Source organism: Cupriavidus sp. HY129 (genome assembly GCF_059492215.1).
The window spans coordinates 454219-467244 of the sequence record NZ_CP083255.1; the positions used below are offsets into that span (position 1 = coordinate 454219).

The 13026-nt window shown below is 64.1% G+C and carries 11 protein-coding genes; 1 reads left to right on the forward strand and 10 read right to left on the reverse strand.

The genetic code is table 11. The features are described from left to right. Position 1 precedes the first annotated feature (1 nt). From K6G35_RS18450 to K6G35_RS18470, 5 genes are all read right to left on the reverse strand, one after another. Positions 2-1318, reverse strand: coding sequence for a hypothetical protein (locus K6G35_RS18450; protein ID WP_215242967.1), 1317 nt, complete (start codon positions 1316-1318; stop codon positions 2-4). A gap of 148 nt (positions 1319-1466) precedes the next feature. Then, positions 1467-3431, reverse strand: coding sequence for a site-specific integrase (locus K6G35_RS18455; RefSeq protein ID WP_017511009.1), 1965 nt, complete (start codon positions 3429-3431; stop codon positions 1467-1469). Between the two features lie 388 nt (positions 3432-3819). Then, positions 3820-4200 carry a hypothetical protein gene (locus K6G35_RS18460; protein ID WP_215242968.1) on the reverse strand — a complete coding sequence of 127 codons (381 nt, stop codon included), beginning with the start codon at positions 4198-4200 and terminating at the stop codon, positions 3820-3822. 9 nt (positions 4201-4209) lie between these two features. Then, positions 4210-4518 (reverse strand): hypothetical protein, encoded by a 309-nt coding sequence (locus K6G35_RS18465; RefSeq protein WP_017511007.1) that lies wholly within the window; start codon positions 4516-4518, stop codon positions 4210-4212. Positions 4519-5034: 516 nt separating this feature from the next. Further along, the gene (locus tag K6G35_RS18470) at positions 5035-5268 is read right to left on the reverse strand and encodes a helix-turn-helix domain-containing protein (protein ID WP_017511006.1); all 234 of its coding nucleotides are present in this window, start codon (positions 5266-5268) and stop codon (positions 5035-5037) included. A 128-nt stretch (positions 5269-5396) separates the two neighbouring features. Between K6G35_RS18470 and K6G35_RS18475 the strand changes: the two genes are divergently transcribed. Further along, positions 5397-5843 (forward strand): hypothetical protein, encoded by a 447-nt coding sequence (locus K6G35_RS18475; RefSeq protein WP_017511005.1) that lies wholly within the window; start codon positions 5397-5399, stop codon positions 5841-5843. A gap of 798 nt (positions 5844-6641) precedes the next feature. Here K6G35_RS18475 and flgL read toward each other — a convergent pair. The 5 genes from flgL to flgH all read right to left on the reverse strand — a co-directional run bounded on the left by flgL (position 6642) and on the right by flgH (position 13020). Continuing rightward, positions 6642-7880: a flagellar hook-associated protein FlgL gene (gene flgL / locus K6G35_RS18480; protein ID WP_008641172.1), complete on the reverse strand. Its 1239-nt coding sequence runs from the start codon at positions 7878-7880 to the stop codon at positions 6642-6644. Between the two features lie 51 nt (positions 7881-7931). Further along, entirely contained in the window at positions 7932-9827 is a 1896-nt protein-coding gene (gene flgK / locus K6G35_RS18485; RefSeq protein WP_008641171.1) for a flagellar hook-associated protein FlgK, read from the reverse strand. 265 nt (positions 9828-10092) lie between these two features. After that, positions 10093-11115, reverse strand: a complete 1023-nt coding sequence (gene flgJ / locus K6G35_RS18490; protein ID WP_008641169.1) for a flagellar assembly peptidoglycan hydrolase FlgJ — start codon at positions 11113-11115, stop codon at positions 10093-10095. After that, complete coding sequence (locus K6G35_RS18495) at positions 11115-12299, reverse strand: flagellar basal body P-ring protein FlgI (protein WP_008641168.1); 1185 nt, start codon at positions 12297-12299, stop codon at positions 11115-11117. The genes flgJ and K6G35_RS18495 overlap by 1 nt, the downstream gene beginning before the upstream one ends. Positions 12300-12306: 7 nt before the next feature. After that, positions 12307-13020 (reverse strand): flagellar basal body L-ring protein FlgH, encoded by a 714-nt coding sequence (gene flgH / locus K6G35_RS18500; protein ID WP_008641166.1) that lies wholly within the window; start codon positions 13018-13020, stop codon positions 12307-12309. Between the last annotated feature and the right edge of the window lie 6 nt (positions 13021-13026).

Genomic DNA, 13026 nt, shown 5'->3' on the forward strand with positions numbered 1-13026 from the left:
ACTATCGCCCCTTCTTGCGCTTCGGCAATACGAAGGCCAACTCGGGATCCTTGGTCATCGCCACCGGAAACCAGTCCCGCAACTCGCGCGCCTGCAAGGACTGCAGGGGCCGTTCATGGGTCGCGGTGAAGTGGGTCCAGCAGGCGAAGGGAACGGCCGCCGCGCCCCGACAGTTCACGAGGTGCAAGTCGTGCAATGCCCGATCGGCGGCCGCTCGCGACTCATGATGCAGGAGGCTCAGGTACTCGGTGAGCGCCGCCTCGATCCAGTCCCGCTGGCCAAAGCACTGGCGGGCCACGTCGAGCATCTCGCCCGGCACTTCGCCGGCCAGCCCCAGGGCGGACCAAGCCTGCGCGATGGTCGCGCGGGCGTCGGCGGGACCGAGCCTGGGAATCTCGTAGCACGGCTCCGGGAAAAGATGGCAGTACGCAGCCGTGAGCGGGCTGTGCAAAATGGCCGACGTGACGAACACGGCGACGGGGACGCCCCAGTCGCGAATCTTCTCCAGCAACCCCCACACTGCCGTCAGGCCAGTCGACAGATGCTGGCTGTCGACGCCATAGACCGCCAGCAGGCCGACATGCAAGCCGGCCAACACCTGGCGCAGGTGGCCTTCCTGCGCGCGCAGGTTGGTAAAGCGCTCGCTGCGATAGAGTTGCGTGTCTTCGAGGTCGTCAATCGCGTCGCAGATGTTCAGGTAAAGATCGGCCGGGTACGGCCGCTCTGGCATACGCACCGGCAGCAGCCCAATCTGCTCGATACTGGCATCCGTCTCATGGATGGTGCCGTCGGCCAGTCGTTCGAACACATGCTTGTGTTCGAAAAAGGGACCAATCATGGCCTGCATGGCCCGCAACAGCTTCGCCACCTGCATGGTGCAGGGCGCGCTGACGAGGAGCGACTGGGGGATGGCATGCGTGGCGTTGCTGCGCGCCAGCTCCCGGTGGCCCCAGCCGTCCCAGCCCACCGCACGCAGATAGGTCCGGTTGATCTCCGCCAGCGATTCGCCGTAAGCCGCCGTGGCAAGCCAGATCATGGTCAGCATGCGCTCGGCCACCTCCTGCTCGGCCGCCGTGGGCACAAACACGCGGCCCAGGGCATAGCGCTGCCGCACCCATGGCGGCAGGCAGGCGCTGACGGCCTCGGGCGGCTCGACCTGCGCCGCGTCGATCAGGCGTGCCGCAAGCGTCTTGCGCGGCTGGTCCGGAGTCGGCAAGCGATCCAGCAAAAAGCTGCGCGGCGTGAGATCGGTGAAGAGCCGGGATGGCGGCAGCGGCGCGGCGGGTATCGCCACGTCGATGCGCCCGCGCGTGTTCATGGCCCTCCTCTGCCAGTCAAAAGCGCCGGCACGGTCTGGGAAGATCCTCGCTCCAGCTTAGTGCAGCCACGGCGCGAGGCCCGAATGGCACCACCACACAGGCGGGTAAGGCGGCTGTAGCGCATCGCTACCGGCGGCGTAGCTCCCGCTAGTGGGGCGCACTGGCCCACCAGCGCCGCATCGCCCCGTGTCGCCGAACGGCTTCCGCGCGCACGTAGCGCGATGTGGTGGCCAGCGACGCGTGGCCCACGTTCTGCTGCACCACTTCGATCGGGACGCCCCCTGCCAGGGCATGGCTCACATGGGTATGCCGCATCCAGTGCGTACTGGCGCGTTGCAGGCGGGCGGCCGCGGCGGCATCGGTGGGTGCAAGATGCGCGGCACACTGGGCGAAGAACCGCTTGATCTGGCGATGAAACGTGCTGGCGGCGATCGGCGCGGCCGGATCGAAGGCCCCCAGGCGCGCCCAGGGCGTGCGCTCCGCCCGGTCGGTCGCCGCCCCCAGCAGCGCGGCCCCTGCTGCTTGCTGGGGGTCGTCGGGCAGGCCGCGGGCGCGCAGATAGGCGCGGAGCTGGGCGATCCGGCAGGCCGCCACGGGCACCTCGCGCAGGCGCCCGCCCTTGCCGATCACGCTCAGCCACCACGCGTCACCGGCATCCGCGCTCCGCTCGCAGTGCAGGTCATCCGTGGTCGCCGCAACCAGTTCCGACAACCGCAGGCCCGTCTCGTACAGGAACGGCAGGGCGAACTGCAGCCGCTGATTGACCGAGGAGGCCGGCAAGGCCGCCAGCTCTCCCCGCACAAACACCCACTGGTCCGTGGCGAAGCTGCGCCCCGGATCCAGGTGCGGACGCACCGCGCGTGGCGCCCGCACCGCGCGCCACGGGTTGCCACTCAGATACCCCTGGTCGACCAGGAACGCATACAGGTTGCCGAGCACGGCGAGCGCATAGGCACACGAGGCGGGCGAGAGCGGTCCGGCCAGCGGCCGCCACCGCGCGCTCCAGCGGGGCTGGGCATGCGTGCTGCACCAGTCGGGCGGCGGTGCGAGCAGGAAGGCCCGATAGGCTACGGCGTCCTCGATCGTCACGGACGACAGCGCGCAGCGCCGCGCGAGCACCGCCCACAGCAGGAATCGCTCGGCCTCCTTGCGGTACGCCCGTTGCGTGCAGGTGAGCGAACCGCTCTGGCCGTCGCCCTTGCTGGCGAGCCACGCCAGCACCGCGTCCCGGTCGTTATCGGCCGCCAGCCGGCACTGCGCGCGCGGACAGCGGTAGGCCCCGGCGCGCCCGTCGAGGGTCACGGGCGGCGTGAACCGCTCGAGCGGCACGAATGGACTGCACGCGTGCTCCGCCAGCGGCGGCGCGGCGCCATCGGCCACGGGGTCGGGGTCCGGTACCTCGCCTAACGTGTCCGCGTGCGCGCGCAGGAACGCGGTGATCGCCCGGGCCTTGCGCGCGCCGATGCCGCGCAGCGGACGCCACCAGCCGGGTCCCCGGGTCCGCAGGCAATGCACCAGGTCCCCCAGGGTCGCGAGGCGCGCCCGGTGCAGCCGGGCGGCCACGGCGTCGACCAGCCACGCCTCGCAGCCATCGGCGGGCGACACCGGCTGGGCGACTTGCGCCTCGAGCGCGTGGATGGCGTCAAGCTGGCGCTGCAGCAGATGCAGGCGCCGCCGCTCGCGCGAGCGCATCGTGCCCCCGGGGGGTGCGGAGGGCGAATAGGCCGCCGCCCACGCCGCCAGCTGCTCGGCCTCGCCAAAACCGTCGAGCCCCTGCGCGGCCACGAAGGCGGCCAGGGTGGGGGGAGCATCCGGCGATGGCGGCGGTGCGAGCTCCAGGCGCAGCAGCCGGGCCCGGGCGAAGTCGCCGCCGCGCGCCGCCGCCGCGCCCAGTTCGGCACGCACCCAGGCTGCCATGCGGTGTACGCGCGGGCCGTCGTCGAAGGCGCCGGCGTCGCCCAAATAGCGCGCCCACATGGCACGCGGCGACAGGCCCTGCGCCACCGCACGCAGGAAGGCGAAGTGGCCGCGGTGCAGGCGCGGGCGCAGCACGCTGTAGGGACCACGCGGCGGTGCGGGCGCAGGCGAGTCAGGGGGCACAGACGCGGCCATGGCAACTCCAGGCGTCGGAACGAGCACGGCACGGGCGGAGCAACGCGCGTAGGCCGCAGGTGTCGGCCGATTTACGATAGCAGATAAGCAGAGTTATCCTGCAGTGGACCCGCGCATTTTGGGGGCCGCGTTGCACCCCAACCCGTTAGAGGTGATTTGAGAGTTTTTGCGGCAGAGTTTTTGAGCGCAGCAACCCTGCGCGAACTGTAGGTTGTTGCATTTATTTCGTCGCCGATGGCCTCACGTCGCGCTGTACGGTACGCGAGATTCTCTTCGTGAGAGCTGACGTCGGCGCAGCCTCCCGTCGCCGTTTAAGTCACCGCATCTTGGTGCTGACGGTGCTGACGAACCCGATAGCCATCGGGTACAGGGAACGACGCTGCCTACGTTAGCAATAAGGTTCAAAGCGCCTGGGTTCGCTCAGCACTGTGCCGCCGGTGACCGCTTGAACCGCAAGGTAGTACTCCGTCACCGCCAGCATTTGGAGTCCACCTGCTTCCTTTACGAAACCCTCAGGCACATCCGGATCAGACGTCAGACACCTCTTCTCCGCTTTCATTTCTTTCATGCCCCAGTTGACATAGAAGCGGAGTCGATCGGCCTCCTCCTTGAATCCGGTGAGTGCTGTGACCAATGCGTCCGAATCCAGCTCGAAAAGCGGTACCTCATCAATACGGTGAAGCGCCCGGCTGAATCGATCCGCATCGTAACTCTGGGCAAAGGCCACAAATCTAAAATCTGGTCTTTCGCCCTCGAACTCGACAGACACGTCCAGACACTACTGGTAGAGGGCGTCCGCGATCGCCTTGACGGACGACCAGCGTCGCTTGAGCCGATCGCCTTCCAGTTGCCCCGCCAGTCGTCTGCTTTCGTTCACTTGACGCATGGCGAAGTAGCTTGCACCCAGTATGGTGGCGACCGAGCCCACAGCCTGAAACCAGGCGGCGACGGTCTGGCCGTCTTGACTACCGGGAAAGAACGCGGCGAGTTGGAGCGAAATAAGCGTCAAGGCCATAACGGCAGAGATAGCCATGAAGGCGCTACGATTTGCAGACACCCAACGTTTAGCCCCTTCAAGTACGGACATCTGTGATCTCTCCTATTTGTTCGCGGCAGCCACGCTAGGCCCCTCCCGACGATGGCGATAGACCACACTCACGGCGACGGCCGATCATGAAATCTCGTCGGACGCCGCAAGTGCGCCGATACCGGGAATTATCCTGCAGTGAATCCGTGCATGTCGTCAGGCTGGTCACGCCCAATGCTAGATCTCTCGGAGCTGTCCGAAGTCCAAACTTTCGATGCGCTGCTTCGTTTCAGCTCAATAGTCAACGGTCAGGGATGGTTGCACGTCGGGCGAGAGCATATAAGCGACTTTATCGGCGCTCTCTTGCCGCTGGGCGCAAGTTGGCACGTCTTCTGCAGCGGAGCTACCGGTCAACGACTTCAAAACACCCTACAAGAATTCTGCGTGTCCCACCATCAGCTGCTTGCTCACGAAGCGAGCGGACCGACATCGCTCCACGTCATCACGCCTCCCGACTTGACCGCGTACAGGACTCCGAATCCATGATGACGGTAGCGGAGTAAGACAACGGCCGATTCACCACCAAGTGAACTCACGCAAAAACGACCCGGCGTCGACGCCTAACGCCTGCAGCCAGTCGTGGAGTTCGACGACATCTAGTCGACGCTCCAGTGACTCGACCTTTGAGACGAATGATTGCGGTCGACCTAGTGCATCCGCCATGGACTGCTGGGTGGTCCCTGTAGATTTCCGGAGTTCAATGAGTTTGCGAACTATCGCTTGATAACGATCGTCGTGGATGGTTTTCATCCCCGCGATGCCATCATCTAATTAGAAATATCCCAAAACGGGATAATGTTCGCAGATTCCGGTAGAATGCACACTCACCAATGGCTTAGAGCAACAAGCGCTCACAACAGTCCACGTACCAGAAAGATATGCTACTGCTAGATTCCACTTGGACTGATCGAACGCCGGCCCTGCGCACGATGGCGTACCCGTTCATTCCCTTTCGCTATGCTGCGCTGTGTGGCCGCCTGCCGTGCTTTCTCTTGAAGCTGCGAATCGGTCCCAAGCACGATTCTGTCATACAGGCTCTTTTGATTTCCGGCGTTTCTGATTTGTTTGTTGTGCTTGAAGACCCTGCGTACTGCCGCGAAGGGAACACACTTTCGATACTCCATTTCCCCGAGCCCATGGAAGGAGAGTCGCCGCACCTCGAGCACGTTGCCGCCCTCAGGGTTTACTTGGCAGACGGTCGAGAAGTCGTTTGCTACGAAGACTTTGAGGGTCTGGAGCACTATCTGTTTCCGGAGGACACCGGCTTGCTCTGTCGCGACGGAACGGTGGGCGAGTATTTGTTTGCTACCGGGAAGGCCCAATAGCCTGTCGCGCCGCGCCGGCGTAAGTTCAATGAGTGGGACTGCCTACGCATGGACAAGCTAGATCGCCGTCAATTGAGACACTGCGTACCAGTCATCAATTCGGGTGGCCGCCCGGCCTATGTGCCACTGTCTTCGGTACCTCAACCTTGGCAAGATGAGCTTAGGGACATCATAAGGCGTGAACAGGTACCCATATTTTCCCTAGAGGGTCGCGGCGACTGCATGTTCGTTTGGGACTGGTCAAGCTGGCTCGATGATGAACTCTTCTGTCCTTTCTAGCGATGGTTAAGCGCCGCTGGAAGCAAGAGTTCCGTGAGAGGGACAGCCTACGCATGGACAAGCTAGATCGCGATCGTTTGGGATGCTGCGTACCGATCATCAGCTTTGAGGGCCGAACCGCCTGTGGGACTAGTTTGCCTGACTAAAAGGACCTCGTTGGAACCCAACGTGTGAACGCTCAGGCGCAATCCGTAGCAATCTCAGTAATATCAGCGCCCGGTGATATCAAAAAGAGCACAGATGGCCACATTTTACGTTCCTTTAACAAGGTGCGAACATAATGAATTGGTGATGTCGGTACTCGAATGCACCAATCATTGCCAACAATGATGTGTGAAATTATTGGCATTTTTGTCGTTGTGCGTGACAAATAATCGGCGACAAAAAAATGGAGAAGGTCGGTACGGCCGCCTCCAGCAAGGCGTGGCGGGCGATTGAACACCCTCCGTACCGACCTCAATGTCGCGACGTACCAACCTTATTGTCGCGATACACCGCAAATGGCGAACGGAGCCCCGATCACCTCAGGTACTGAAACAGGTTCATCCCCTGGATCTGCATGAACGACTGCTGGGCGCCCTGGAGCGCAGTCTGGCGCTGGTAGTACTCGGTGATGGCCGACGCGTAGTTCAGATCCTGCAGGTCGGACAGCGTGGACTTGCTGTTCAGATCGCGGTTCTGGCCGATCGTGTCCAGCGCGTCGAGTTCCTGCATGCGCGAGCCCACCGACGAGCGGACCGTCAGCACGTTGTCGAGCGAGTTGCCCATCTGGCGGATGCCGGTGGCCAGCACGTTCTGCAGGTTGGCGCTGGCCGCGTCCGTGTTCGTGCCGGTGTCGATCGGCTTCTTCAGCGCGCTGATGACGTTCTGCAGGTTCGCGAAGATGTCCGCGCCGGCCTGTTGCGCGGGCACGGCCGTTAGCGAATCGCCAGCGGCCGGCGTGCCCTTGACCGTGAACGATACGCCGCCCACGTTGATGGGCGTGCCATCAGTGTAGGGCTGGACCGTGCCAATCGCCGCTCCCGTAGTGGCGTTCGATACCTGGTACTCCATTGCCCCTGTCGTGCCATTGGGCTGGAAGGTCAGCTTCAGCGGCGTGCCATAGAGCGGGTTGGTCGGATCCGAAACAGAGATCGGCCCATACGTGGCGGTACCGGCGTTGCCGGCATTGCCATTGAGCACGTAGCCGGCGTTGGTCGTCACGCTCATGAACACTTCGGCGCCTGTATTGCCCGATTCCATCTGGCGCGCGACGTCCACCTGCAGCAGCTGATGGCTGTTGTCGCCCTGGTACACAGCCGCGCCGGCGGCGTTCTTCGCAAACGGTACCGTGTTGGCCTGCAAGCCCGCGAACAGGTAGTTGCCATTGCCGTCGTCGGCGTTGGCCAGACCCATAAGCTGATCGTACTGCCCCTGCAACGCCGTGGCCAGCGACGCGCGGTCTGTGTCGCTCATCGTGCCGTTACCGGCGTTCACCAGCAGCGACTGGATATTCTGGATCGTGGTCGTGACCGACTGGAGCGTATTCTCCTCCAGGCCCAGCGATGCATTGGCCTGCTTGCGGGTCGTGGCGTACTGCCCGTTCACGGACTGGGCCTGGGCGACGCCGAGCGCACGCGTGGCGGCCACGGGGTCATCAGACGGTGTCAGGATGCGGCGGCCAGTGCCAAGTTGCTGTTGCACGTACAGCAGCTTGGACTGCTGGTTGTTCATCGAAGCCAGGCCTTGCTGGTACAGGGTGGAGGTAGCGACGCGCATGGCGTGATTCCTTCGTATCCGTTTGAACTGTCAGTGGAGGACGTGGCCCGGTCAGCCGATGCTGAGGAGCGTGTCGATGATCGTGCTGGCGGTCTGGATGACCTTCGCATTCGCCTGATAAAGCTGCTGGAACTTGAGCAGGTTCACCGTTTCTTCGTCCATGTTCACGCCGGACACCGACTGCTGTGCCGACGTTACCTGTGTGGTGATGCTGTCCTGCGACTCCGAGGCAATGCTTGCCGACTTGGCATCGCTGCCCACCTGGTTGACCAGCGACGCATAGGCGTCGTTGAAGCTGGACGTGCCGTTGATGGTCTTGGCGGTCTGCAGCTTGGCCAGCGCCAGGGCATTGCCGTTGTCCGCCGTCGCGCCGGAGTTGCTCGACAGCGTGAACGTGTCGCCCGCCTTCGGCGTGCCGTCGAAATGGAAGGTCAGACCACTGAAGGTGTAGTCGGTACCGGTACCGTTGGCGGCGGTGCTGGTCGGGGTCACTACGTTGCCCAGGGCATCGGTGAACGTATAGCCAGCGCCTGTGTAGGTGGCCGTGATCTTGCCCGACAGTTGCGTGAACCCCTGCGCCACGCCACTGAGCTGGGCCGTGCCGGATCCGGTGTTCTGCGTGCTGGCGTCGGCGCGTGCCGGCGAAGCGGCGGCCACCTTGGCCGGGTCCGTGATCAGCGTGCCAAAGCCTGCCGCGGCATTGCGTGTCGGCTGGATCAGGAACGAATCGTTGGCGCTCATCGGTCCGTTGAGACTGACGGAAATGCCGTCCGCAGCAATGCCGTTCAACGAGGTTGACGTCGACACGACGGTGTTGTCCGACAGACGCGTCAGCGAGTAGTTCGTGCCGTCGAACTTCAATGAGTAGTCACTGGTAGTCAGGCTGCCGGCGTTGGTGATCGTGGCCGTGGCAACCGCGTTCGACTTATTGTTCGCGTTCGCGTAGGTCGTCGGCTGGCCCAGCGAGAAAAGATCGGTGCCCGTTGCGCCGTTCAGGTCGATACCGAGCTTGTGCTGGTTGTTGAACACCTGGCCAATCGCCAGCGACAGGCGGCCGATGGCGTTCTGCGCCTGGTCGAGCGACTGGCTGCGGAAGCGCAGCAGCCCGCCAATCGAGCCACCGGTCACCGAACCATCTTCCGACTGCACCGTGTTGCCGTTGGGCAGCGTGTAGCCGATCGTGATGCGGCTCGGGTCCGCGGCCGACGGCACCGCGGTCATATCGTACGATTCGGAGCCCATCACCAGCGGCTGGCCGTTACCGACGAAGACGTTATACGTATTGCCATCCTGCACCACGACCTTCGCGCCCACCAGCTTGGTCAGCTCGGACACGGCCTGATCGCGCTGGTCCAGCAGGTCGTTGGGTGGCTGGCCGCCCGATGCGGCGGTCAGTTGCGAGATCTGCTTGTTCAGGCTGGCGATCTGCTTGGTGTAGTCGTTGACCTGACGCACCGACGACGTGAGCTGCGTGTTGATGCCGTCCTGAAGCTGCTTGAAGTAGTCGCTCGACGCCTTGACCTGGCCGGTCAGCGCCTGGGCGGCGGACAACATGCCTTGCCGCGCCGCGGTGTCGCCCGGCGTGTCCGATACCGTCTGCACGGCGGCAAAGAACTTCTGCATCAGCGGGGCCAGACCCGCGTTCTGGTCAGCCAGCAGGTTGTCGATCTGCGAAATCTGGCTCGAGAACGTGGACAGCTCGCTGCTGGCCGATGTGGCCGTGCGAAGCTGGCCGGTCAGGAAGCCGTCGTAGACGCGTTGCACGGTAACAGTGGTGGAGCCCTGGCCGAAGAATCCGGAGCCCGTGAACTGGCCGCCGGCCGACGCGACGATCGTGCTCTGGCGCGTGTAGCCCGGAGTCGCGGCGTTGCTGAAGTTGTGGCCAGTGGTCGTCAGCGCGTTCTGCGCCACGTTCAGGCCCGACAGACCGATATTAAACAGAGACATGTTTGTCTGACTCCGGATCGAATGGCAAGCCGGCGGCACACGGCCGACGGCGGTGGATGTGCTGAATAACGGCCGGAACGTCGCTCAACTTTAGCGCTGCAAATCGTGAAAATGCGGAGTAGTTGTGAGCGCGTACTCTCATGAAGAACTGCTTCCACAAATGCCAATAGCGCGGCTGAAAAGCGCCGCGCCATGCAGGTTCACCGATTGTTCCCTCCCCTCGTCCACAACGCGGCATAGGGGACCCACCCTCTATCGCAATGCTTCAGGTCGAAACCTTCTTCATGATCCGGACGAGCTTCTCGCCGTAGGCCGGATCGGTGGCATAGCCCGCGCGCTGCAAGCCGTGGGCGGCCTCATCGGCGCTGTTTGCCGCCACCACGCCCGCGTAACGGGGGTTGGAGGTCAGCAGCCGCGCATAGTCATTGCAAGCCTCTTCGTATGAGCCATAGGCTCGGAAGCGGGCACGCACCTTCTGCGGCTGGCCATCGACGTATTCGGTGGTCAGCACCTCGGTCGTCGGCCCCTTCCAGTTCGCACCGGCCTTGATGCCGAAGACGTTGAACGACGTCGAGCCATCCGCATTGAGGATCTCGCGGCGTCCCCATCCCGATTCGAGCGCGGCCTGACCAACGATCAGCTTGGCCGGCACGCCCGATGCGCGCGACGCGACCATTGCCGGGCCTGCCATGCGGTTGACGAAGCTGCTGATGTGTTCGGGCGTGTCGTTGGGCAGTTGTCCCAGTTGAGACTGGCCGTTGCCCTGCCAGTCCGACTGATTCTGGTACTGGCGCACGCCGGCGGTCGGGTTCCACGCCGGGCCGGGCAGCGTCGTGCCCACCGGCACTGCCGGACCATCGGCATCGGTCGCACCACGGCCATCGAGCAGGCCGGCCATCTGGGCGTCCTGGATGCTTGCGGCGGTGACCCCGCCGGCCGTTGCCATGTTCGGCGGCAGTTGCTGGCCCGTGGCGCGCGCAAGCTGGCGGATCATGACGTCGGCCAAACCGATACCACGTGTGGAGAGCTGTTGCGACAGCTGCTGGTCCATCATCGACATATAGAGCTTGGTCTGCTCGTTGTCGAAGAGGCCGTCCGACGGCGTCGCATCGCGCATGCTCTTCAGCACCATGTTCGTGAACACGGCTTCGAACTGCCTGGCGGCGGCCTGCAGCGAACTGCTGTTGTTGCCGGCACGCGCCTGGTTCTTGAGCGCCTCGAACCCTTGCGTGTCGAGCGCGAAGCGCTGCGAGATGTCGGACTGTCCGGAGAGCGTCGAGCCCGTCATCAGATGATCTCCAGCTCGGCGCGCAGGGCGCCCGCAGCACGCATGGCTTCCAGGATCGTCTGCAAGTCGGCCGGGGTCGCGCCAAGCGCGTTCAGGCCCTTCACCACTGCCGCCAGCGATGCGCCGGCCTTCACGATCTGGAGTGATCCACCGCCCTGCTTCATGTCGATCTGCGACACCGGCGCCACCACGGTCTGACCCTGGCTGAACGGCCCCGGCTGGCTGATGACCGGCTGCGTATTGATCACGACCGACAGGTTGCCGTGCGCGATCGCGCAGTCTTCCACGGTCACGGCCTGGTTCATCACGATCGAGCCCGTGCGGGCATTCAGGATGACCTTGGCGGCGGCCTTGGCCGGCGTCACGTCGAGGTTCTCGATCCGGGCCATGAATCCCACGCGCGCCGATGACGCCTGCGGCGTGCGCACCTGCACCACGCGGCCATCCATGGCGGTGGCAGTTCCCGCGCCCAGATTGCGGTTGATCGCCTCGACCACGCGCTCGACGGTGCCGAAATCGGTGTCCTTGAGTTCGAGGTTCATGAAGCCGCCTTCCGGCTGGAAGGAAGGCACGGCGCGCTCTACGATGGCGCCGTTGGCGATGCGGCCCACGGCGAGCTGGTTGATCTGCACCTTGCTGCCGTTGGCCGACGCGCCCGCGCCGCCCACCAGCATGTTGCCCTGCGCCACGGCGTACACCTGCCCGTCGATACCCTTGAGCGGCGTCATCAGCAGCGTACCGCCACGCAGGCTCTTGGCGTTACCCATCGACGACACCACCACGTCGAGCTGACTGCCAGGCTGCGCGAACGCCGGCAGCGCTGCGGTCACCATCACCGCCGCCACGTTCTTGAGCTGCATGTTCTTGCCTGCTGGCAGCGTGATGCCAAGCTGCGACAACATGTTCTGCAAGCTCTGCGTGGTGAACGGCGTCTGCATGGTCTGGTCGCCGGTGTTGTCCAGCCCCACGACCAGGCCATAGCCCACCAGCGGGTTGTCGCGCACGCCCTGGAACGTCGCCAGGTTCTTCAGGCGTTCCGCATGTGCGTGGCCAAAGCCCAGGCCCAGGAAGAGCGCGAGCAGCAGGCCAGCAAGAAAGACCGCGCGACCTGAGCGGGAATGAAGGCCGGGCGGGGTGCCCAAAAGCGAGCCTGGCTTGTGGAAAGGCATCGGAGGCAAAAACATGGCGGAATCAGAACGGAAGGACATTGAGGAAGAAGCGCTGCAGCCAGCCCATGTTCTGTGCTTCGTCGATATACCCCTTGGCGGTGTACTCGATACGCGCGTCCGCCACCTGGGTGGAGAGCACCCCATTGTCGCCAGTGATCGTGCGCGGATTGACCACGCCCGAGAAACGAATGAACTCCGCGCCCTGGTTGATGGCCATCTGCTTTTCGCCGGACACCACCAGGTTGCCGTTGGGCAGCACCTCCAGCACGGTCACCGTGATGGTGCCGTTGAACGTGTTGGTCGCGGAGGACCCGCCGCTGGCTTTCAGCGTGTTGGTACCGCCGATGTCGGCGTTCGAAGCGGAGCTGAACAGCCCAGCCAGCGCGCGCGGCACCGCGTTGAAGCTCAGCGTGCTGTTGCCGGCGCGGCTGGCATTAGAGCCCGAGTTCTTGCTGGCGTTGATGTTCTCCGTGATCACGATGGTCAGGATGTCACCAACGTTGCGTGGCCGCCTGTCCTCGAACAGCGGATTGCCCGCCGCATAGGAAGACGCAAAGATCGAGCCCGTGGGCGCGCTCACCGGGCGCGATTCGGCGCGCGCTGTGGTGGGCAGTTGCACGAGCGGCTCCTTGGGCATCATCGCGCAGCCGCCGCTGGCCAGCGCGGCCAGGCCGACGATGGCGTGCGCGACGAATGCGACGATGCGAGAGCCAGAGCGAGTGGCGGCCATGGTCATTGCCAT